Origin of the sequence: Rhodoferax sp. PAMC 29310, assembly GCF_017948265.1 — a bacterium.
Lineage (GTDB): Bacteria > Pseudomonadota > Gammaproteobacteria > Burkholderiales > Burkholderiaceae_C > Rhodoferax.
The window spans coordinates 2,669,660-2,691,436 of the sequence record NZ_CP072852.1 but is presented as its reverse complement, the minus strand read 5'-3'; the positions used below and the strand labels follow the sequence as shown (position 1 = coordinate 2,691,436).

Below are 21,777 nucleotides of genomic sequence, written 5' to 3'. Positions count from 1 at the left end.
TATGGCTCGCATTGAACTCGACATGGCTCATGCCTACAAGCCGAACCCCAAGCAGGACAGCGATTACGCTCTGTTGCCCTTGAAGATGGCGTTTGAGGATGGTGGCGCCTACGCCTTGCTCGGACCGTCTGGCTGCGGCAAGACCACGCTGCTCAACATCATGTCCGGACTGGTCACTCCCTCGCAAGGGCAGGTGAGCTTTGATGGCCGCGATGTAACCAGCGCAACGCCTCAGCAGCGAAACATCGCACAGGTATTCCAGTTTCCGGTGATTTACGACACGATGACGGTGGCAGAGAATTTGGCGTTCCCTTTGCGAAACCGAAAAATGCCGAAAGAGCAAATCAACAAACGCGTCGGTGAAATTGCGGAAATGCTGGAAATGAGTGGGCAACTCAATCAGCGAGCGTCAGGCCTGTCGGCCGACGCCAAGCAGAAGATATCCTTAGGGCGCGGACTGGTGCGTCCTGACGTTTCAGCTGTCCTGTTCGATGAGCCTTTGACGGTGATCGATCCCCACCTCAAATGGCAGCTGCGTCGCAAACTCAAGCAAATTCACCATGAGTTGAAGTTGACTCTGATCTACGTCACACACGATCAGGTGGAGGCACTGACCTTTGCTGATCAAGTGGTCGTCATGACGCGAGGCAGGGCGGTTCAGGTGGGATCGCCTGCGGATCTTTTCGAGCGGCCCAGTCACACCTTTGTTGGGCATTTCATTGGCTCGCCGGGCATGAATTTTCTGCCAGGTGTGGTGGGCGAGAACGGCATTGATTTGTCGGGCCAAACGCTCGTTTTGCCGCCAGGACGGACCTTGCCTACGGGGGATATCAAGATCGGTATTCGGCCAGAGTACGTGTCATTGGCACCGGCTCACGCCCCCGGTGCGCTGGAAATGAAAGTCGCCCATGTGCAAGACGTCGGTACGCATGTGATGCTGAGCGCTAAGTGCGCTGGCTACACCGTCAAAGCAAGGCTGTCATCGGACACCGAGCAATTGACCATAGGGGCGCCCATCTGGCTGAAGGTGATGGATGAGCACACCTGCTTTTATAAGAATGAGGAGATTGTGCAATGAGCACCACCATTAAGCCGGTGAATCAGAAGGCGTGGTTTCTGGTTCTCCCCGTCCTGATTTGCGTTGCATTTTCGGCCATCCTGCCCTTGATGGTGGTCGTCAACTATTCAGTACAGGACATTATTTCACTGGACCGGCGTGTTTTTGTGGGTACAGAGTGGTTTGCAGCCATCATGCGAGATGAAGAGTTGCATGGCGCTCTGATGCGGCAGTTGATTTACTCGTTTTCGGTCTTGGCCGTGGAGCTACCTTTGGGTATTTTGCTGGCCTTGTCGATGCCCGCCACGGGTTGGAAGGCATCAGCGGTGCTGGTCATCGTCTCCCTTTCGTTGCTGATCCCATGGAATGTGGTGGGCACCATCTGGCAAATTTTTGGCCGCACCGACATCGGCCTCATGGGGGCCGCGCTGCAAGGCATGGGGATTGACTACAGCTACACGGGCAACGCCACACATGCATGGTTGACGGTGCTGTTGATGGATGTCTGGCATTGGACGCCTTTGGTGGCCTTGCTGGGCTACGCCGGATTGCGGTCAATTCCAGATGCGTACTACCAGGCAGCCAGCATTGACGGCGCGAGCAAGCTCGATGTATTTCGGTATGTGCAACTGCCAAAAATGCGTGGCGTGTTGATGATTGCGGTGTTGCTGCGCTTCATGGACAGCTTCATGATCTACACCGAACCCTTTGTGCTGACGGGCGGCGGTCCGGGCAACTCGACGACTTTCCTGTCGCAGTTCCTGACGCAAAAAGCGGTGGGTCAGTTCGATCTGGGGCCCGCCGCCGCGTTCTCGCTGATCTACTTCTTGATCATCTTGCTACTGTGTTTTATCTTGTACAACTGGATGCAGCGAGTCGGCACCCAGGAAAAGGAGGGTGGCCATGACTAAGCCGAAGTTTCAAAAACGCACGCTGTTCCTGATCGCGTACATCATCTTCGCGCTGTTGCCCATCTATTGGATGATCAACATGTCGTTCAAGACAAACAACGAGATCGTCGCGGGCTTTTCCCTGTTTCCCCAAGACTTCACTTGGGCCAACTACAAAACGATTCTGACCGATCCGGCCTGGTACTCGGGCTACATCAACAGCTTGATCTACGTGGCAATCAACACGGTGATTTCTCTCACTGTGGCGCTGCCTGCTGCCTATGCGTTCTCACGCTACCGTTTTCTGGGAGATAAACATGTGTTCTTCTGGTTGCTGACCAACCGCATGACGCCACCGGCCGTTTTCTTGCTGCCCTTTTTCCAGCTCTACAGCTCGGTTGGGTTGATGGACACCCATTTGGCGGTCGCGTTGGCACATCTCTTGTTCAGCGTGCCGCTGGCCGTGTGGATTCTGGAGGGTTTCATGAGTGGCATTCCGAGAGAGATTGATGAAACGGCCTATATTGATGGCTACTCTTTTCCCCGATTTTTTATCCAAATTTTCTTGCCCCTGATCAAGGCAGGCGTGGGCGTCACCGTCTTCTTTTGCTTCATGTTCAGTTGGGTGGAATTGCTGTTGGCGCGTACCTTGACCAGCGTGAATGCGAAGCCGATCGCTGCCACGATGACTCGAACCATCTCGGCGTCGGGTATGGACTGGGCCACGTTGGCTGCGGCTGGGGTTCTCACCATCGTGCCGGGCGCCATTGTGATTTGGTTTGTTCGAAATTACATCGCGAAGGGTTTCGCGATGGGTCGTGTTTAACAGGAGGGCTGTATGTATCAATGGATGGCATGGACCACCCCGGTGGCCGTTTTCTTTACCTGTATTGGGCTGATGTTGGCTGGAATGACAGTTTGGGAAATTAAGTCCCCAACGATATTGCGCAAAGGCTTTTTGCCCATGGAAACCACCCGCGGAGATCGGTTGTTCATCGGCTTGTTGGCTGCGGCCTATACCAATCTTGCTTTTGTCGGCCTGAGCGGCTGGATGGCTGAGATTTTGAAGTTGGAGGCTGATCCTTCCATCTGGATCAGCTTTGTAGTTTCGATGGCCTTGTTGGCACTCATCATGCGCAAGGGGTAGGCCAAGGCACCTCATTGAGTAAAGCGACGGTTTGTTTACCCCCTGGAGCCGTTCCTGCCTTCTAAACAGGGGTTTTTTGATCTGAGGAGACTGACAATGAAGTTGAAATATTCCGTATTGGCCGTGGCGATGGCATGCGCTGTATCGAGCCCAGGTTGGGCTGACGAAGCGGCCGCTAAAAAGTGGATTGACAGTGAATTCCAGCCGTCAACCCTGTCCAAGACACAACAAGCGGCTGAAATGAAATGGTTCATTGACGCGGCCAAAAAACTCCAAGCCAAAGGTGTAAAAGAGATTTCGGTTGTGTCGGAAACCATTTCCACGCATGAGTACGAATCCAAAACTCTGGCAAAGGCCTTTGAAGAAATCACGGGGATCAAAGTCACCCATGACCTGATCGGCGAGGGCGATGTAGTCGAAAAACTGCAAACGTCCATGCAATCCGGTAAATCAATTTATGACGGCTGGATCACGGACTCTGACCTGATTGGTACGCATTACCGCTACGGCAAGATCATGAATTTGACCGACTACATGGCGGGCAGCGGCAAAGAATGGACAAATCCTGGATTGGACCTGAAGGATTTCATCGGCACCAGCTTCACAACCGGACCTGATGGCAAGTTGTACCAATTGCCTGATCAGCAGTTCGCTAATTTGTACTGGTTCCGCGCCGACTTGTTTGAAAAGCCTGAGCTGAAGGCGAAGTTCAAGGCGAAGTATGGCTACGACTTGGGCGTGCCATTGAACTGGAGTGCCTACGAAGACATCGCCGCGTTCTTTACCAACGACGTCAAGAACATCGACGGCAAAGCCATTTATGGTCACATGGATTACGGCAAGAAGGATCCTTCCCTAGGTTGGCGGTTCACCGATGCTTGGCTGTCTATGGCCGGCTCAGCTGATGTCGGAATCCCGAACGGTAAACCGGTTGATGAGTGGGGCATCCGCGCTTCGGCAGACGGCTGCACACCTCAAGGTGCATCCGTCTCTCGTGGTGGCGCGACCAACTCGCCAGCCGCAGTCTACGCGCTCACCAAATACATCGACTGGATGAAAAAGTATTCGCCGAAAGAAGCCATCGGCATGACCTTTGGCGAGGCGGGTCCAGTCCCGGCGCAAGGCCAAATTGCGCAGCAAATCTTTTGGTATACCGCCTTCACCGCTGACATGATCAAGCCTGGCTTGCCTGTCGTGAATGCCGATGGCACTCCAAAGTGGCGCATGGCACCTGGCCCGAATGGACCTTACTGGAAGCAGGGCATGCAGAACGGATACCAAGACGTTGGATCATGGACGTTCTTTAAGGATCACGATGCCAACAAAGTGGCTGCAGCATGGCTGTACGCGCAATTTGTGACTGCCAAGACGACGTCCTTGAAAAAGACAACCGTTGGCCTGACGCCCATCCGTGAGTCAGACATTCAGTCCCAGGCGATGACCGACATGGCGCCGAAATTGGGCGGTTTGGTTGAGTTCTATCGCAGCCCGGCACGCGTGGCATGGACGCCTACCGGCACGAACGTTCCTGACTATCCAAAGCTGGCTCAGCTGTGGTGGAAAAACGTTGCCGTGGCTGTGACGGGTGAAAAAACGCCTCAGGCAGCGATGGATAATCTCGCAGAGGAGATGGACGCCGTGATGGCCCGCCTGGAGCGCTCGGGCATGGCACACTGCCCGCCCAAGTTGAACCCTAAGAGCAACGCCGATAAATGGCTGAGCGACAAAGGTGCCCCATGGAAAAAGCTGGCCAACGAGAAGCCAAAGGGTGAAACCATCGCGTACGACACATTGTTGACCGCATGGAAAAACGGCAAGGTCCGCTAAACGCTTTTTAGCGAATCACTGGGAGGAAAGGCCGTGCAAGTGTGACTTTCACGGCCTTTTTCGCCAGCAACTGAGCGCATACCTCACCTCTGACTGGTGGCTCTTTGAACTTCAAATCGAACATCTCTAACTATGTCAACTGAAACATCGCCATTACCGACCATCCGGAAGAAGCTGCTTTCTCGGCTCGCACAGCCCCATCGCTACGACATCGCCATTGTGGGAGGCGGTGCAACCGGCCTGGGCGTGGCTCTGGATGCTGCGGCGCGAGGCTTCAGTGTGGTGCTGGTTGAGTCCGATGATTTTGCCAAAGGCACTTCCTCGCGATCCACCAAGCTGGTGCATGGCGGCGTGCGCTATTTGGCTCAAGGAAATATTTCCTTGGTGCGTGAAGCCTTGCATGAGCGCACAACGTTGCTGAACAATGCGCCACATCTTGCGCAGCCGCTGTCCTTCATCATGCCGTCCTACAAGTACTGGGAGACGCCGTTCTATGGTGTGGGACTCAAAATGTACGACGCCCTTGCCGGAAAGGCTGGGTTAGGGCGCACTGAACTATTGAGTCGATCCGAGACACTTGCCCAATTGCCGACCGCTCAACCGGCAGGGCTCAAGGGCGGCGTCAAGTACTGGGATGGGCAGTTCAATGACGCTCGCTTGGCTTTGGCGCTTGCACGCACGGCAGCGGTGCATGGGGCATTGTTGGTGAACTACTGTCGCGCCAATGAGCTTTTGTATGTCGATGGAAAAATCAAGGGCTTGCAATGTGTAGATGTCCTTTCAGGTGCGACCTTCGACCTTGACGCTGGCTGTGTCATTAACGCGGCCGGAGTGTGGGTGGATGAGTTACGGATTAAGGATGGTGCGGTTAATGACGCTAGCGGGCAAAGCTCGACGCGCCCCATGTTGGCGCCGAGTCAGGGTGTGCACGTGGTCGTGGATCGGGAGTTTTTGGATGCAGATGTTGGGTTGATGGTGCCAAAAACAGCAGACGGACGGGTGTTGTTCGCTGTGCCATGGTTAGGCAAGGTCATTTTGGGCACCACAGACACCCCGCGCAGCGATCTGTCCAGAGAGCCTCAGCCATTCAAAGAAGAAGTCGACTTCATATTGAGTGAGTCGGCCCGTTATTTAAAGCGCGCGCCAAAGCGGGCGGATGTGAAAAGTGTCTGGGTTGGGCTACGGCCTTTGGTGAAGCCCCAAGACGACGAAGGCTCTAATACCAAAGGAATAAGTCGCGAGCACACTGTTTTGGTCAGTCGGAGTGGATTGGTCACGGTAACCGGGGGTAAATGGACGACCTACCGTGCCATGGCGGAGGATGTGCTCGAGAGTTGTGCAGAACACTCACTCATTGAGCGGCGAAAGAGTGGCGTCACCGTCAAGTTGAAAGTGGTTGGGTCGGACGGGTCGCACCACGACGTCAAATCTATTTGCGCACCGCCAGGACCGCATTCTTATGGCTCAGACCAAAAGCACTTGCGCCTCATGCCTGGTGCAGATCAAGCGCTTGACGAAGGGCTGACGGAAGGTATGGTCCGATTTGCTGCTCGCTATGAATATGCTGTCACAGTCGAAGATATGCTTGCTAGACGTTCGCGGATGCTTTTTTTGGACGCTCGAAAAGCCGCCAGTTTGGCAGAGAAAGTTGGAGCAATTCTTCAGGAGGAAACTGGCCTAGATCCACAGGTCGACGCATTTATGAAGCTGACAATTCACTATTTAACGCTCCCCTCGTAAAAAAGACTTGTCAAAAACAAAAGGCGACGGCATAATAGCTGGCTTCGCTTGAAAAAGTATGAAGTATCTGCCCAAAGGAAGTGATGTGAGTGGTTCATGTCATGGACGACGGGCCCAAGACTGACTGGAAGTGATTGGTTGCCGGTAAGGTGACTGGTGCTTTTGGTGCAAGTTGGGAACAAATGAAATGATCCAAGCAGAATCAAGATTAGAAGTTGCCGACAATACCGGCGCAAAGTCCGTCCTGTGCATTAAGGTGCTGGGTGGTTCTAAGCGTCGCTATGCGAGCGTTGGCGATGTTATTAAAGTTAGCATCAAGGAGGCCGCTCCGCGTGGTCGCGTCAAAAAAGGCGAGGTCTACAGCGCGGTTGTGGTTCGTACAGCCAAGGGTATCCGTCGTAGTGATGGCTCCCTGGTTAAATTCGACGGCAATGCAGCAGTGTTGCTTAACGCCAAATTGGAGCCTATCGGCACCCGTATCTTTGGACCAGTGACGCGCGAGTTGCGCACTGAGAAGTTCATGAAGATCGTGTCATTGGCTCCTGAAGTTTTGTAAGGACGCGCCATGAACAAGATTCGCAAAGGCGACGAAATTATCGTGCTGACAGGGCGCGATAAGGGTAAGCGCGGCACTATCACGCTGCGTAAAGATGACTCCTACGTGATCATCGACGGCATTAATGTCGTTAAGAAGCACACGAAGCCCAATCCCCTCAAGGGTGCGGCCGGTGGCATTGTTGAGAAATCCATGCCTATCCATCAGTCCAATGTTGCTATTTTCAATGCTGCAACTGGCAAAGCTGATCGTGTTGGTATCAAGATGGCTGCTGACGGTAAGCGTTTTCGCGTTTACAAATCCAGCGGCGAAGAAATCAAGGTGGCATAAGCATGGCTCGTTTGCAACAACACTATCGCGAGAAACTGGCTGCAGAGTTGATGGCCAAGTTTGGCTACAAGTCGGTTATGCAGGTTCCTCGCTTGACAAAAATTACGCTCAATATGGGTGTTAGCGAAGCGGTGGCTGACAAGAAGGTCATGGATCACGCAGTTTCTGATTTGACGAAAATCGCCGGTCAGCGACCTGTGGTCACCAAATCGAAAAAGGCGATTGCTGGCTTCAAGATCCGTGAAGATCAGGCTATTGGCTGCATGGTTACATTGCGTGGCGTTCAGATGTATGAATTCCTTGACCGCTTTGTGACAGTCGCTTTGCCTCGCGTCCGTGACTTCCGTGGTATTTCTGGTCGTGCATTTGATGGCCGTGGAAACTACAACATCGGCGTTAAAGAGCAAATTATTTTCCCTGAGATTGAGTACGACAAGGTTGATGCTTTGCGTGGTCTCAATATCAGCATCACCACGACGGCCAAGACCGATGAAGAGTGCAAAGCACTGCTCACAGGCTTCCGTTTCCCGTTCAAGAACTGAGGTGACCTGTGGCTAAGATGGCATTAATTCAGCGCGAACTCAAGCGCGATAAATTGGTTGCAAAGTACGCTGCTAAGCATGCGGAACTGAAAGCAATTTCAAACGACGCAAAGCGTAGCGACGAAGAGCGCATGGTCGCTCGCCTCGCTCTGCAAAAGCTGCCCCGCAATGCGAATCCAACGCGTCAGCGCAACCGGTGTGCAATCACCGGTCGTGCACGTGGAACGTTCCAGCATTTTGGGTTGGCGCGCGCAAAAATTCGTGAAATGGCATTTGCTGGTGAGATCCCCGGCATTGTCAAGGCTAGCTGGTAAGCGGTAGGAGACATAGATATGAGCATGAGTGATCCCATCGCTGACCTGTTGACGCGTATTCGTAACGCGCAAATGGTCGCAAAAACTACCGTTAGCGTTCCTTCATCCAAAGTGAAGGTCGCAATCGCACAGGTATTGCAGGACGAAGGTTACATCGACGGCTTTAAAGTAAGCGCAGAAGATGGCAAACCTGAGTTAGTAATTTCCTTGAAATACTACGCCGGTCGCCCCGTGATTGAGCGTATCGAGCGCGTTAGCCGCCCAGGCTTGCGTGTTTACCGTGGCAGCGATGCCATCCCCCAAGTCCAGAATGGCCTAGGAGTGGCAATTGTCACTACCCCACAAGGCGTCATGACTGACCGTAAAGCACGCGCCTCTGGTATTGGTGGCGAAGTACTTTGCTACGTCGCCTAAAGCGTGACATTGAGGAGAAATAGAAAATGTCCCGTATAGGAAAAATGCCCATAGCGGTTCCCGCTGGCGTCGATGTATCAGTTGCGGTCAATCAGATCAGTGTTAAAGGCGCAGGCGGCAGTTTGTCTCTTGCTCTCAATGCGCTGGTTAAAGTGACCAATGAGGCTGGTGTGCTTAGTTTTATGCCTGCAAATGCTTCACGTGAAGCAAATGCAATGAGCGGCACAATGCGCCAGTTGGTAAACAACATGGTGGTTGGTGTGACAAAAGGCTTTGAGAAGAAGCTGAGCTTGATCGGCGTGGGTTACAAAGCTGCTGCGCAAGGTTCGAAATTGAACCTGACAGTCGGCTACTCCCACCCAGTTAACAAAGAAATGCCAGCAGGCGTGACTGTTGCTACGCCGACACCGACTGAGATCTTGATCAAAGGTGCGGACCGTCAGCGGGTTGGCCAAGTGGCTGCTGAGATTCGTGCTATTCGTCCGCCTGAGCCCTACAAAGGCAAAGGCATCCGCTACGCGGACGAAAAGATCACGATTAAAGAAACCAAGAAGAAATAAGGAGCTGCATCATGTTGACCAAAAAAGAGCAGCGCCTTCGCAGAGCCCGCCAGACGCGTATTCGTATTGCCGGCCAAGGCGTTGCGCGTCTTACAGTGAATCGTACCAACTTGCATATCTACGCCAGTGTAATTTCTGGCGATGGTGGCAAAGTTCTGGCAACGGCCTCAACGGCAGAAGTTGCAGTGCGCACCGAGTTGGGTGGATCCGGCAAAGGCGGCAACGTCGCGGCGGCCCAAATTATTGGCAAGCGCCTGGCAGAAAAAGCCAAGGCGGTTGGTGTTGAAAAAGTAGCCTTTGATCGTGCGGGTTTTGCCTATCACGGTCGCGTCAAGGCGTTGGCAGACGCAGCGCGTGAAGCTGGCTTGCAGTTCTAAGCAGATCGGAAATAAAGATGGCTAAAGTTCAAGCGAAAATGCAGGGTAAGGCTGAAGGGCCTGAAGACGGTCTGCGGGAAAAAATGATTGCGATCAACCGCGTAACCAAGGTGGTCAAGGGTGGCCGTATTCTTGGATTCGCAGCGTTGACCGTGGTTGGCGATGGCGACGGAAGCGTTGGCATGGGCAAGGGTAAATCGAAAGAAGTACCTGCTGCCGTGCAAAAAGCGATGGAAGAAGCGCGCCGCAACATGACCAAAGTATCTTTGAAAAATGGTTCTATTCACCACAAGGTGATGGGTCAGCACGGAGCCGCTTCCGTCATGATGGCACCTGCCCCCAAGGGCACTGGCATCATCGCCGGCGGCCCGATGCGCGCCGTTTTTGAAGTCGTTGGAATTACTGACATTGTGGCCAAGAGCCACGGTTCGTCCAACCCATACAACATGGTTCGTGCCACTTTGGATGCTCTATCCCATGCGACTACTCCGTCGCGGGTAGCTGCAAAGCGAGGCAAGACCGTCGAAGAACTCTTCGTTTAAGTGGAGCTCTGATTATGACAACACAAACAACAATCAAAGTGCAGCTTGTGCGTAGCCCAATTGGCTGCCAAGAGTCGCACCGCGCCACTGTCCGTGGCCTCGGTCTTCGAAAAATTCGCAGTGTTAGCGAATTGGTGGATACGCCTGAGGTTCGCGGAATGATTAACAAGATCAGTTACCTGGTCAAAGTGCTTTAAGAGGTTGAAAATGGAACTCAATAGCATTAAGCCTGCAGAAGGCGCCAAGCACGCCAAGCGTCGCGTTGGTCGCGGCATTGGCTCCGGCTTGGGCAAAACCGCAGGTCGCGGTCACAAAGGTCAAAAGTCACGCTCCGGTGGAGGCCCCGCAGTGGGCTTCGAAGGTGGACAGATGCCAATGCATCGCCGTTTGCCTAAGCGCGGATTCAAGTCCCATTTGTTGAAGTTCAATGCTGAAGTGACCTTGACCGCTTTGCAGCAATTGGGCGCTGCTGAAGTCGACTTGCTCGTTCTGAAGCAGGCTGGCTTGGTTGGCCAACTTGCCAAGGTTGTCAAGGTAATCAAGACTGGCGAACTTTCGATGTCGGTGAAATTGACTGGAATTGGTGCCACAGCGGCGGCCAAGACTGCAATTGAAGCGGCTGGCGGTAGTTTCGCCTGAATTGGTTAACTGAAAGAATCAGACGTGGCTACAAACGCGACAAAACTTGCAAAAACGGATAAATTCGGCGACCTGCGTCGTCGGCTTATCTTTTTGCTTTTGGCATTGGTTGTGTACCGTATCGGCGCGCACATACCAGTTCCTGGAATTGATCCGGAGCAGCTGCAGCAGTTTTTCAAAGGCCAGCAAGGCGGCATTCTGGGCATGTTCAACATGTTCTCCGGTGGCGCTTTGTCGCGATTCACCATCTTTGCCCTTGGAATCATGCCGTACATTTCGGCTTCAATTGTTATGCAATTGTTGACTTATGTATTGCCTGCATTTGAGCAGCTAAAGAAAGAGGGCGAAGGTGGTCGCCGCAAGATTACCCAGTACACCCGTTACGGTACATTGGGTCTGGCTCTTTTTCAGTCGATGGGCATTGCCATTGCATTGGAAAGTTCAGCCGGTCTGGTTGTCTCCCCTGGTTTTGGATTCCGCGTTACCGCAATTGTTACTCTGACATCGGGAACGATGTTTTTGATGTGGCTTGGTGAGCAGATTACGGAGCGTGGATTGGGTAATGGAATCTCGATTCTTATTTTCGGTGGCATTGCCGCTGGACTGCCTAATGCGATTGGTGGATTGCTGGAACTGGTGAGAACTGGGGCTATGAGCATCATAGTTGCGATGTTCATCGTTGTTTTGGTCGCAGCAGTGACTTACTTTGTTGTGTTCGTAGAGCGCGGTCAAAGGAAAATTCTGGTTAACTACGCTAGACGCCAGGTTGGAAATAAAGTCTACGGTGGACAATCCAGTCACTTGCCACTCAAATTGAATATGGCGGGTGTCATTCCTCCGATTTTCGCCTCATCAATTATTTTGATGCCGGCAACAATTGCTGGGTGGTTGAGTTCTGGCGATTCCATGCGCTGGTTGAAGGACATTGCTGGTTCGTTGACGCCAGGTCAGCCACTCTATGTGATGTTCTATGCAGCTGCGATCATATTTTTCTGCTTTTTCTACACTGCTCTGGTGTTCAATAGTCGAGAAACAGCGGATAATCTGAAGAAAAGCGGCGCGTTCATACCTGGTATACGTCCAGGTGACCAAACAGCAAAGTACATCGACAAAATTTTGCTTCGATTGACTTTTGCGGGGGCGATTTACATCACCTTGGTCTGTCTGCTTCCCGAGTTCTTGATTCTTAAGTACAACGTTCCGTTTTACTTCGGTGGAACTTCCCTTCTGATTATTGTGGTTGTGACTATGGACTTTATGTCTCAAGTTCAGAACTACATGATGTCGCAGCAATACGACTCCCTGTTGAAGAAGGCTAGTTTTAAGTCCTCGTGATTTGAATCGACTCATGTTGGTCCGGGCGCGCAAGCGCTTAGTCGGAATGCTTGGGTTGAGTTTTGGATGAGATCAAGGTCAGCGGGCAGCGCAAACTGAAGGTCTTAGTTAACGCCGGTTGGCTACTAGAGCTGCTGTCGCTGGATTTTCAGTGCAGCGCTCCAAACTGTTTTAGGAGAATGAAATGAAGGTTTCGGCTTCGGTCAAGAAAATTTGCCGTAACTGCAAGGTAATTCGGCGTAAGGGCGTTGTGCGCGTGATCTGTACAGATCCACGTCACAAGCAGCGCCAGGGTTAATTGCAAGAGTACTAGAGGATAAAAATGGCACGTATTGCTGGTATCAATATTCCACCGCAACAGCATTCTGAAATTGGCCTAACGGCAATTTTTGGAATCGGTCGCACACGAGCTCGTCAAATTTGCGAAGCTTGTGGTATCGCTTACTCCAAGAAGGTCAAAGATTTGACCGACTCGGATTTGGAAAAAATTCGCGATCACATCGCTCAGTTCACGATTGAAGGTGACTTGCGCCGTGAGACAACAATGAACATCAAGCGATTGATGGACATTGGTTGCTACCGCGGTTTCCGTCATCGTCGCGGTTTGCCCATGCGTGGGCAACGGACTCGCACCAACGCCCGTACCCGCAAAGGTCCGCGCAAGGCTGCTCAGTCACTGAAAAAATAAGAGACTCTGAAAGAATACTATGGCTAAATCCCCCGCCAATAATGCGGCCCAGCGGGTCCGTAAAAAAGTTCGCAAGAATATCGCTGACGGTGTGGCACACGTTCACGCCTCGTTCAACAACACGATTATTACGATCACGGACCGCCAAGGCAACGCCTTGTCTTGGGCTTCTTCTGGTGGTCAAGGATTTAAGGGTTCGCGTAAATCTACTCCTTTCGCAGCTCAGGTTGCATCGGAAGTCGCTGGACGCGCAGCACTTGAACAGGGCATCAAGAATCTTGACGTCGAAATCAAGGGACCAGGTCCTGGCCGTGAATCTTCGGTTCGCGCTTTGGCCGCACTTGGCATTCGCATCAACATGATTGCTGATGTGACGCCTGTTCCCCACAACGGCTGCCGCCCTCAAAAGCGTCGTCGTATTTAATACTGCATTTAAGCCCACCGCTGACAGCAATGCGCTGCCAGCTCCCACAGATTCTGTGGCAGATGACATAAAAGGAAATTCACGTGGCACGTTACCTAGGTCCTAAGGCCAAACTCTCACGCCGAGAAGGCACTGACCTGTTTCTAAAGAGCGCCCGTCGCTCTATTGGCGACAAGTCAAAATTTGATTCAAAACCCGGACAGCATGGCCGTACCTCCGGAGCCCGCACTTCGGACTATGGTTTGCAATTGCGTGAAAAGCAGAAGGTCAAGCGCATGTATGGTGTTTTGGAGAAGCAATTCCGACGCTATTTCGAAGAAGCTGACCGTCGCAAGGGGAACACTGGTTCCAACCTGCTGGCGCTGCTTGAGTCCCGCTTGGACAATGTCGTCTACCGCATGGGCTTTGGGTCGACCAGAGCTGAAGCTCGTCAGTTGGTATCGCACAAGGCGATGAATGTCAATGGCAAGAGCGTGAATATCCCGTCTTACATGGTTAAGGCCGGCGACATCATTTCTGTACGTGACAAGTCAAAGAAGCAGACCCGCATCGCTGAGGCCTTGCAATTGGCTCAGCAAGTCGGCATGCCAGCTTGGGTGGAAGTCAGCTTGGAAAAAGCTGAAGGAACATTCAAAACTGTGCCAGACCGCGATCAGTTTGCTGCTGACGTCAATGAGTCTCTTATCGTTGAGTTGTATTCTCGATAATTGCTACCTACCAAAGTAGTTTGTAATTGTTCCTGAAGCGCAGACATCTGCGCTTCAGGCGCTCCACCAGCCTTACCGGTGTAACGAGCCGAGGGTATTGAGAGGAAATCTGCGTGCAAAATAGTTTACTAAAACCAAAAACAATCAACGTCGAACAGCTTGGCCCAAATCGGGCCAAAGTCGCTTTGGAACCATTTGAGCGAGGCTATGGCCACACTCTGGGTAATGCATTGCGCCGAGTGTTGCTGTCATCAATGTCCGGCTATGCGCCAACTGAGGTAACCATTGCTGGTGTGCTGCACGAGTACTCGTCTATTGACGGTGTACAAGAGGATGTCGTGAACATCTTGTTGAATTTGAAGGGCGTGGTCTTTAAATTGCACAACCGTGACGAAGTCACATTGAGCCTTCGCAAAGACGGTGAAGGCGTTGTTACTGCCGCTGACATTCAAACTCCGCATGATGTCGAGATCATCAACCCGGATCACGTGATTGCCAATTTGTCACACGGTGGCAAGTTGGACATGCAAGTCAAGGTCGAGAAAGGCCGGGGCTATGTGCCTGGTTCAATGCGGCGTCATGCTGACGAGCCAAGCAAGGCTGTTGGCCGTATTGTTTTGGACGCATCGTTCTCCCCCGTTCGACGCGTGAGCTATACGGTCGAAAGCGCTCGCGTTGAGCAGCGTACTGACCTGGACAAGTTGGTGGTCGACATCGAGACCAATGGTGCACTTTCTGCGGAAGACGCAGTGCGTGCTTCTGCCAAAATCTTGGTTGAGCAACTGGCTGTTTTTGCTCAATTAGAAGGCAGTGAGTTGGTATTTGATGCACCTGCCCCACGTGGTGCAGCCCAGTTTGATCCAATCTTGTTGCGACCAGTCGATGAGTTGGAGCTTACTGTCCGCTCTGCAAACTGCCTGAAAGCCGAAAATATTTATTACATCGGCGATTTGATCCAGCGTACAGAGAACGAACTCCTCAAGACTCCTAATCTTGGGCGCAAGTCCCTGAACGAAATTAAAGAGGTCTTGGCCTCTAGGGGGCTAACTTTGGGCATGAAGCTCGAAAATTGGCCACCAGCCGCTTTGGAAAAGCGGTAACTGTCACGAATAGCTACGAAAGTGGCTGTGTGCTGCGGGTAGTACCTGATACGGCTATCTGTAATATATAAACTTAAGGAATGCACCATGCGTCACGGACACGGATTACGTAAACTCAATCGCACTAGCTCGCACCGACTTGCTATGTTGCGCAACATGATGAACTCGCTCATTGAGCATGAAGCCATCAAGACTACAGTCCCAAAGGCTAAAGAATTGCGCCGAGTCATTGAGCCAATGATTACATTGGCAAAAGTGGCGACTGTTGCCAATCGCCGTTTGGCTTTTGATCGCCTTCGGGACCGTGATAGCGTCGTCAAGCTGTTCAACGAACTCGGACCACGTTTCAATGCCCGTCCAGGCGGCTACACCCGCATTTTGAAAATGGGTTTCCGTGTTGGTGACAACGCGCCTATGGCTTTGGTTGAATTTGTTGACCGTGCAGAAGAAATAGTTGCGGTTGAGGACATAGAAGCTGCTTAAGCGGTTACAATGAGTACATGACGCGCGATGGAGCAGCCTGGTAGCTCGTTGGGCTCATAACCCAAAGGTCGTAGGTTCAAATCCTACTCGCGCAACCAACAGATTCGGGGCTTACCCCGGAAGTAAACGCCAACTCTCAAGTTGGCGTTTTGCTTTGTGCCCAATCTGTGCCCTCGCTGTCCCGTCGTTTACTCCATTTTTTTGACATGAACATTGGTGTTGCGGTGCCAGTTGAATTTGACATCCCGATAGCCGACTGGTCACCAAGCCTAGGCCTGTGATAGTCTGCACGTCTAGGAATCCAATCAACGGAATGGATAGCAACCGTAGCGACCGTCAGCTTCTTTGAAACACCCCTGAGTAGGTTTCCCTCAACGCCTTTTTCTGAACTTTGCCCATTACGTTACGAGGCAACTCATCCACCACAAACAAATGCTTTGGAACTTTGAAGTTGGCAATCTGAGATTTGATGGCCTGCAATAGCGCTTCTGCATTCAGTTTTTCACCGGCCTTGGCTACAACTACCGCCACCACGCCTTCACCGAAATCGGCGTGTGGGCAACCTATCACGGCTGATTCGGCCACGCCGGGCAGATCGTTGATGTACCCCTCCACTTCAGCGGGGTAGACGTTGTAGCCCCCCGTGATGATCAGGTCTTTGCTTCGACCGACGATGGTGACATAGCCCTCGGCGCTAATCTTGCCGACATCGCCGGTTTTGAACCAACCGTCGGCGGTGAACTCCTTGGCGTTGGCCTCAGGCATGCGCCAGTAGCCGGGGAACACATTGGGGCCGCGCACTTCGATGTCGCCGATGTCACCTGGGGCGCAAGACTCGCCATGTTCTGAGACGCAGCGCAGGTCAACTCCGGGTAAGGCGCGACCCACGGTGCCGCCCAAGCGTGGACCGTCTTTGTCGGCGTAAGGGTTGGAAGTGAGCATGGTGGTCTCGCTCATGCCGTAGCGCTCCAGGATTGTGTGGCCGGTGCGGTCTTGCCATTCACGAAAGGTCTCTGCCAACAAGGGTGCCGAACCGCTGATGAACAAGCGCATGTGGGCACAGGCGACTGGGTTCAGGCGGCTCTCTTGCAGCAGGCGCACATACAAGGTGGGAACACCCATGAACACGGTCGCGCGGGGTAACCATTCCAGGGTCCGCTGGGGGCTGAACTTGCTCATCCAGAGCATCTTGCTGGCGTTGAGCAGGGCGCAATGCACGGCGACAAAAAGGCCATGCACATGGAAGATCGGCAACGCATGGATCAGTACGTCACCCGCCTTCCAACCCCATAGCTTGTGCAGCGTGAGGGCGTTGGAGGCCAGGTTGCTGTGGGTCAATTGGGCGCCTTTGCTGCGACCGGTGGTGCCGCTGGTGTAGAGGATGGCGGCCAGATTGCCGGAGGGCAAGTCTTGGATGTTGTGTTCAGTGGACAGGCTCTGCGTGGCATCGATCAGGCTGCCCTGACCGTCGCCACAAAGGGTGAGCAAATGGGGGACACCGATGCGTGCAGCCAGTTCCCGAAGGCCGTCGACCTTAGACGGATCGGCCACGAACACGCTGGGCTCTGCATTTTCCATGAAATAGGCCAGCTCGGCCGACTGGTAGGCGGTGTTCAGCGGCACATAGACCACGCCTGCGCGCAGGCACGCGAGGTAAAACACCAGCGCAGGAACCGATTTTTCAACTTGCACCATGGCCCGCGCCCCTGGCGCAACTCCCTGTGCTTGCAGCCAGTTAGCCATTTGAGCCGATTGTTGGTGGAGGTCGTTAAAGGTCCAGCTTTGGCCGTCCTCCGTCTCGATGGCCACTTCTGACATTGCGTCGGCAAAGGCGTGGTGGAACTTGGCGTAAAGGTTGTTCGTGGAGGCGTTCATGGAAGCAATCGCTAAAGTCAGGCTTGAGGTTTGAGCTGGCGGCGCACGGCGACGGAATGGCTCACTTTCTGGTTGACGAAATCCTGGTGGCGCGTTTCCACTTCACCAATGTCGTAGAGGTAGTTCACCATCAGGCCCAGCGACTGCTTGATGCCTTTGCGCGACAGATCAGCGGCGAAGTTGATTCTCTCCAGGCGAGCGCCGTTGTCCAGGTGAAAGCGCGCTACGGGATCACCGAGAGACACATGGGACTGCTTGACAAGGAAACGGGCACACAAGCTGGTGAGGTCTTGGCGCAGCGGCTTGGGCATCCGGGTGAGCTGGTCGCCCGTTGGCGTGGCATGGAGTTGGCGCCAGGCAGTCACCCGTTGCAACGCCATTGACCACTGATCGTCCTCATTGGGTTGGCTGTCGAGCCAACGCACGAAAGCTGGGATGGGCGACAGCGTGCAAAAGGTTTTGAGCTGGGGCAGCTCGCTGCGCAACTGGTCGGCGACTTTTTTAATCAGAAAGTTGCCCAGCGACACACCGCGCAAGCCGGGTTGGCAATTGCTTATCGAATAAAAAACGGCGGTGCGCGTACCATCTGCGTTGGCCGCCTCTGGCTTGGATTCGATCAGCGGCGCGATGGCGTCGGCCATGTCATCCACCAGAGCCACTTCCACGAAGATGAGGGGCTCGTCGCCGAGCTGGGGGTGGAAAAAGGCGTAACAACGCCGGTCGGGCTGCAATCGGCGGCGCAAGTCGCTCCAGCCGCTGATTTCGTGCACGGCTTCGTGCTGGATGATCTTCTCCAGCAGGGCTGCGCTGGATTGCCAGTCGACCCGCTCCATTCGCAGAAAACCAGGATTGAACCAGGAGGTCAGCAGGTGCAGAAAGTCGGCGTCCACAGCGGCCAACTCGGGGTTGCCTTTGCGCAGGCCTAGCAGATCAACACGCATCGCCAGCAGCATGGCGGTGCCGCCAGGCGCACGATTGATGCGGCGCAAAAGTTCCTGCCGTGGTGCTTCGACCGCGTGGGTGAGGGCGGCCAGGTGCTTCGCGGACTGCGCCGCTGCGTATTGTGTGGCGGCTTGCAATACAGCTTCGGGATTTGGTGCGAAATCGGTAGCGAGCGCCGCAAAAAAAGCCTCCCGCCGCGTCGCTGGCAGACCCTTGTATCCCTCGATGACCTGCACCGCCAGCGCATAGACGTTGGCCTGACCACGCTCCGAGACGAGCAGATGGCAGGACTTGATCAAGGGTTCCAGGGAGCGATCGCTGCGAGCCTTTTGGGTCAGCTGGAGCAGTTTTTCTAGCATGTTCATAGGTTGGATTTATCCCATCAAGGCTTTGGGCAACCAAGTCGCGATTTCAGGGAACACGCAGAGAAGAAGGATGGCCACCACCATGCACAGCATGAAGGGGAAAGCGCCTTTCAGGATTGTGGGCAGCCGAACGTCGGGCGTGATGCCATTGATCACGAACAGGTTCAAACCGACGGGCGGTGTGATCAGGCCCAGTTCCATGTTGATCGTGAGGATGACACCGAACCAGATCGGATCGAACCCTGCCGAGGTGATCACCGGCATCAGAATGGGCGTGGTCATCAGGATGATGGCGGCAGGCGGCAGAAACATGCCAGCCACCAGAAGCAACAAATTGATTGCGGCCATGATGACCCAGCGGTTGACTTGCATGGCGCCAATCGCCTCCGCCACTGATTGAGTGACTTGCAGCGAAGACATCATGTAGCCAAACAAAATCGAGGTGCCGATGATGAGCAGCAACATGCCGGACTCGCGCAGGCCATCGCGCAAGATGTGCCACAGGTCGGCCGGCTTCCAGACTTTGTAAATCACGATCACCATGACGAGGCACAGCGCAGCGCCCACGCCCGCCGCTTCAGACGGCGTCGCGATACCGCCATACAGCGCGTAGACAACGCCCACGATCACCGCCATAAACGGCAACAACTTGGGCAGCAGTTCCAGTTTTTCTTTCATCGTGTAGATGCGGTCCGCATCCACCAGCACCGTGCCGCGCTTCCAGCTTATAAATAGTGCCCAAGCCATGAACAACAGTGTGAGCATGATCCCTGGCAAGACGCCGGCCAAGAACAATCGACCAATGGATGTTTCCGAGGCGATGCCATAGAGGATCATGGTGATGCTGGGCGGAATCAGGATGCCCAATGTTCCGCCGGCGGCAATGGCACCCGTTGCTAAATCTGCGTCGTAACCGCGCTTGCGCATTTCCGGAATCCCCATCTTGCCGATGGCAGCGCAAGTGGCGGGCGAGGACCCTGTCAGCGCGGAAAAAAGAGCGCAGGCGCCAATGTTGGAAATCACCAGCGAGCCGGGGACGCGGTGCAACCAGCGCGCCAGGGCTTCGTACAAATCACTACCCGCACGAGAACTTGCCACCGCCGCCCCCATGATGACGAACATCGGCAACGACACCAATGTGAAGTCGCTCAGGCCTGCAAAAATCGTTTCGGGAAGGAAGTGCACGCTGTTCCAGCCATCAAAGATGACCATGAACATCAGCGCCACAGCGCCCAGGCCAAAAGCGATAGGCAGCCCCGTGCCTAGAACCAGTATCGTGGCAAAAAAAATCAACGAGCCAATGGCCAGAGCGCTCATAGGTGGTCCAAAAAACAGAGGGAAAGGAAACGCTCAGAGTCGGTCTTCAGGAGACAGACCGAACGGATGTTCACGTTGCGTGATGACTTGCCAGATCTCGGCCAGGTACTGCAGACACAGTAGGCCCAAACCCACCGGCACCGAAAGGTAGGGAATCCAAAGCCGGGCACGCCAGATTGACGATGTCGTGTGGTTGCTTTGAAAGGCATCCCACCACCACGGTACGGAGGCATAAAAGAACAGTCCACAGAAAGTCAGCGCGATCAGGCTGCCCACCAGGTGTAAGGCACGCCGCGCCGGTGGTCGCACCATCAGGGGAAGCACATCTACAGCGACATGCCCACGGGTGAGCAAAATGTAAGGCGCGCCCAAAAAGGTGGCGGCCACCAGCGAGTACATGACGAACTCGGTTTGCCAGATGGAGGATTGGCCGAGCACGGCCCGAACGAACACCATCTGGCAAACCACGCCAATGGACACCAGGATCATCAGGGCCGAGCCCACGCCAAAGGCGCGGGAGACGGCCTGGACCCCGGTGATCCAGAAGGGCGCTGCTTTACTTGACACTTAGCGCCTTCTCGATCAATTCTTTGCCGCCAGGTACCTTGTCGGCAAATTCCTTGTAAGACGTTTTCTGGGCCACGGCGCGCCAGGCGTCGGCCTCAGCATCAGTCAGTGTCACCACTTCAACTTTGTTGGCTTTGAAGGTCTCCACCATTTTTTCGTCCAACTTCTTGGACTCGGCTTCAAAGAAGTTTTCAGCTTTCTGCGAAGCCGCCATCAGCGCCTTTTGTTGCGCCGGATTGAGCTTATCCCAGCTCTTCATCGAGATCAGAACGGGCTCGTACATAAACCACAGAGCGTTGTCTCCAGGGGCGGTCACGCACTTCAGTTGTTCATACAGACGGAACGAAACAAAGCTGCCGGTAGAGGTGTCGGTTCCAGTGGCCACGCCTTGCTGCAATGCGCTGTACACCTCACTCGAAGGAATGGACACGATGGAAGCGCCAGCACCGGCCCACATCTGGGAGAACGTGGCCCCCGCGGAGCGAACTTTCATGCCGACCACATCGTCAGGCTTCTTGATGCATTTGTCCTTGCCGCCAAAAGCGCCCGCCAACCAAGCGTCAGCCAGCACTTTGACGCCCCCTTTTTCGATGATGCCCTTGATGTCTTTCAGGAAGGCCGAGTCGTTGATGCGGCGGGCATGAGCATGGCCTTTGACCAAGCCTGGCATCAGTGTGGCGCCGAATTGGGGGTGGAAGCCCGAGGCGTAGTCCAGAGGAAGGGAAGTCATGTCAATCTGACCGCTGAGCATGGCTTTCCATTGCTCCTGCGCTTTCACCAGGCTGGAGCCGGGGAAAACCTTGATCGTCATGTCCACGTTCGCTGCGGCCACTTCTCGTGCAATCATTTGCACCATTTCATCGCGCACGTCACCCTTGCCACCAGGAAACTGGTGTGACGCCTTGAGCGTCACTTCGGCGTGAGCCGCAGTCCCAATGGCTGCCATAGCGGCCAGTGCGATGGCGGAAAGGTGGCGTTGAACGGATGTCTTCATGGTTGTCTCCAATAGATGTGGGCGTGATTGATGTATAAATCAGTG

General features: G+C 53.9%; 28 protein-coding genes and 1 tRNA gene. 24 read left to right on the top strand and 5 right to left on the bottom strand.

Translation table 11 applies throughout. The features are described from left to right. The first annotated feature begins 1 nt into the window (after window position 1). The 24 genes from J8G15_RS12425 to J8G15_RS12310 all read left to right on the top strand — a co-directional run bounded on the left by J8G15_RS12425 (window position 2) and on the right by J8G15_RS12310 (window position 15,770). Window positions 2-1,078, top strand: a complete 1,077-nt coding sequence (locus tag J8G15_RS12425) for an ABC transporter ATP-binding protein (protein ID WP_210542330.1) — start codon at window positions 2-4, stop codon at window positions 1,076-1,078. Continuing rightward, window positions 1,075-1,968 carry a carbohydrate ABC transporter permease gene (locus J8G15_RS12420; protein WP_210542328.1) on the top strand — a complete coding sequence of 298 codons (894 nt, stop codon included), beginning with the start codon at window positions 1,075-1,077 and terminating at the stop codon, window positions 1,966-1,968. Before J8G15_RS12425 ends, J8G15_RS12420 begins: the two co-directional genes overlap by 4 nt. Continuing rightward, window positions 1,961-2,773, top strand: a complete 813-nt coding sequence (locus tag J8G15_RS12415; RefSeq protein WP_210542326.1) for a carbohydrate ABC transporter permease — start codon at window positions 1,961-1,963, stop codon at window positions 2,771-2,773. Before J8G15_RS12420 ends, J8G15_RS12415 begins: the two co-directional genes overlap by 8 nt. 12 nt (window positions 2,774-2,785) lie before the next feature. Further along, window positions 2,786-3,094, top strand: a complete 309-nt coding sequence (locus J8G15_RS12410) for a DUF2160 domain-containing protein (protein ID WP_210542324.1) — start codon at window positions 2,786-2,788, stop codon at window positions 3,092-3,094. 96 nt (window positions 3,095-3,190) lie between these two features. Beyond that, window positions 3,191-4,921, top strand: coding sequence for an ABC transporter substrate-binding protein (locus J8G15_RS12405; protein ID WP_210542323.1), 1,731 nt, complete (start codon window positions 3,191-3,193; stop codon window positions 4,919-4,921). Between the two features lie 132 nt (window positions 4,922-5,053). After that, window positions 5,054-6,661: a glycerol-3-phosphate dehydrogenase/oxidase gene (locus J8G15_RS12400; protein ID WP_210542321.1), complete on the top strand. Its 1,608-nt coding sequence runs from the start codon at window positions 5,054-5,056 to the stop codon at window positions 6,659-6,661. Between the two features lie 187 nt (window positions 6,662-6,848). Next, complete coding sequence (gene rplN, locus J8G15_RS12395) at window positions 6,849-7,217, top strand: 50S ribosomal protein L14 (RefSeq protein WP_210542319.1); 369 nt, start codon at window positions 6,849-6,851, stop codon at window positions 7,215-7,217. 9 nt (window positions 7,218-7,226) lie between these two features. Further along, on the top strand, window positions 7,227-7,547 hold the full coding sequence (rplX, locus tag J8G15_RS12390; RefSeq protein WP_210542317.1) for a 50S ribosomal protein L24: 321 nt from the start codon (window positions 7,227-7,229) through the stop codon (window positions 7,545-7,547). A 2-nt stretch (window positions 7,548-7,549) separates the two neighbouring features. After that, the gene (gene rplE, locus J8G15_RS12385) at window positions 7,550-8,089 is read left to right on the top strand and encodes a 50S ribosomal protein L5 (protein WP_210542315.1); all 540 of its coding nucleotides are present in this window, start codon (window positions 7,550-7,552) and stop codon (window positions 8,087-8,089) included. 8 nt (window positions 8,090-8,097) lie between these two features. Further along, a complete protein-coding gene (rpsN, locus tag J8G15_RS12380) occupies window positions 8,098-8,403 on the top strand; it encodes a 30S ribosomal protein S14 (RefSeq protein ID WP_210542313.1) in 306 nt (101 codons plus the stop codon). A gap of 18 nt (window positions 8,404-8,421) precedes the next feature. Continuing rightward, window positions 8,422-8,817, top strand: a complete 396-nt coding sequence (gene rpsH / locus J8G15_RS12375) for a 30S ribosomal protein S8 (RefSeq protein WP_210542311.1) — start codon at window positions 8,422-8,424, stop codon at window positions 8,815-8,817. 26 nt (window positions 8,818-8,843) lie between these two features. Next, window positions 8,844-9,377, top strand: a complete 534-nt coding sequence (gene rplF / locus J8G15_RS12370) for a 50S ribosomal protein L6 (protein WP_210542309.1) — start codon at window positions 8,844-8,846, stop codon at window positions 9,375-9,377. Between the two features lie 11 nt (window positions 9,378-9,388). After that, window positions 9,389-9,754: a 50S ribosomal protein L18 gene (gene rplR / locus J8G15_RS12365; RefSeq protein ID WP_210542307.1), complete on the top strand. Its 366-nt coding sequence runs from the start codon at window positions 9,389-9,391 to the stop codon at window positions 9,752-9,754. A 17-nt stretch (window positions 9,755-9,771) separates the two neighbouring features. Further along, window positions 9,772-10,296 (top strand): 30S ribosomal protein S5, encoded by a 525-nt coding sequence (rpsE, locus tag J8G15_RS12360; protein ID WP_210542306.1) that lies wholly within the window; start codon window positions 9,772-9,774, stop codon window positions 10,294-10,296. A gap of 14 nt (window positions 10,297-10,310) precedes the next feature. Then, complete coding sequence (gene rpmD / locus J8G15_RS12355; protein ID WP_210542305.1) at window positions 10,311-10,493, top strand: 50S ribosomal protein L30; 183 nt, start codon at window positions 10,311-10,313, stop codon at window positions 10,491-10,493. Between the two features lie 10 nt (window positions 10,494-10,503). Next, window positions 10,504-10,935: a 50S ribosomal protein L15 gene (rplO, locus tag J8G15_RS12350; protein ID WP_210542304.1), complete on the top strand. Its 432-nt coding sequence runs from the start codon at window positions 10,504-10,506 to the stop codon at window positions 10,933-10,935. Window positions 10,936-10,959: 24 nt separating this feature from the next. Continuing rightward, window positions 10,960-12,270, top strand: coding sequence for a preprotein translocase subunit SecY (gene secY / locus J8G15_RS12345; protein WP_210542303.1), 1,311 nt, complete (start codon window positions 10,960-10,962; stop codon window positions 12,268-12,270). A 184-nt stretch (window positions 12,271-12,454) separates the two neighbouring features. Next, the gene (gene rpmJ, locus J8G15_RS12340) at window positions 12,455-12,568 is read left to right on the top strand and encodes a 50S ribosomal protein L36 (protein WP_084795560.1); all 114 of its coding nucleotides are present in this window, start codon (window positions 12,455-12,457) and stop codon (window positions 12,566-12,568) included. Between the two features lie 24 nt (window positions 12,569-12,592). After that, a complete protein-coding gene (rpsM, locus tag J8G15_RS12335; RefSeq protein ID WP_210542302.1) occupies window positions 12,593-12,958 on the top strand; it encodes a 30S ribosomal protein S13 in 366 nt (121 codons plus the stop codon). A 19-nt stretch (window positions 12,959-12,977) separates the two neighbouring features. Next, a complete protein-coding gene (gene rpsK, locus J8G15_RS12330; protein ID WP_210542301.1) occupies window positions 12,978-13,382 on the top strand; it encodes a 30S ribosomal protein S11 in 405 nt (134 codons plus the stop codon). Between the two features lie 83 nt (window positions 13,383-13,465). Continuing rightward, the gene (gene rpsD, locus J8G15_RS12325; protein ID WP_210542300.1) at window positions 13,466-14,089 is read left to right on the top strand and encodes a 30S ribosomal protein S4; all 624 of its coding nucleotides are present in this window, start codon (window positions 13,466-13,468) and stop codon (window positions 14,087-14,089) included. Between the two features lie 113 nt (window positions 14,090-14,202). Beyond that, window positions 14,203-15,189 (top strand): DNA-directed RNA polymerase subunit alpha, encoded by a 987-nt coding sequence (gene rpoA, locus J8G15_RS12320; protein WP_210542299.1) that lies wholly within the window; start codon window positions 14,203-14,205, stop codon window positions 15,187-15,189. 87 nt (window positions 15,190-15,276) lie between these two features. Further along, complete coding sequence (gene rplQ, locus J8G15_RS12315) at window positions 15,277-15,672, top strand: 50S ribosomal protein L17 (protein ID WP_210542297.1); 396 nt, start codon at window positions 15,277-15,279, stop codon at window positions 15,670-15,672. Between the two features lie 21 nt (window positions 15,673-15,693). Next, a tRNA-Met gene (locus tag J8G15_RS12310) sits at window positions 15,694-15,770 on the top strand. Between the two features lie 238 nt (window positions 15,771-16,008). Here the strand turns inward: J8G15_RS12310 and J8G15_RS12305 are convergent. From J8G15_RS12305 to dctP, 5 genes are read right to left on the bottom strand one after another with little or no spacing between them, the layout of a single operon-like run. After that, entirely contained in the window at window positions 16,009-17,547 is a 1,539-nt protein-coding gene (locus tag J8G15_RS12305) for a malonyl-CoA synthase (protein ID WP_210542295.1), read from the bottom strand. 17 nt (window positions 17,548-17,564) lie between these two features. Continuing rightward, window positions 17,565-18,854 (bottom strand): malonyl-CoA decarboxylase, encoded by a 1,290-nt coding sequence (locus J8G15_RS12300; RefSeq protein ID WP_240538264.1) that lies wholly within the window; start codon window positions 18,852-18,854, stop codon window positions 17,565-17,567. 9 nt (window positions 18,855-18,863) lie between these two features. Then, entirely contained in the window at window positions 18,864-20,171 is a 1,308-nt protein-coding gene (locus J8G15_RS12295) for a TRAP transporter large permease (RefSeq protein WP_210542293.1), read from the bottom strand. 33 nt (window positions 20,172-20,204) lie between these two features. After that, window positions 20,205-20,738: a TRAP transporter small permease subunit gene (locus tag J8G15_RS12290; protein WP_210542291.1), complete on the bottom strand. Its 534-nt coding sequence runs from the start codon at window positions 20,736-20,738 to the stop codon at window positions 20,205-20,207. Then, window positions 20,728-21,732: a TRAP transporter substrate-binding protein DctP gene (dctP, locus tag J8G15_RS12285; RefSeq protein ID WP_210542290.1), complete on the bottom strand. Its 1,005-nt coding sequence runs from the start codon at window positions 21,730-21,732 to the stop codon at window positions 20,728-20,730. Before dctP ends, J8G15_RS12290 begins: the two co-directional genes overlap by 11 nt. Window positions 21,733-21,777 lie beyond the last annotated feature (45 nt).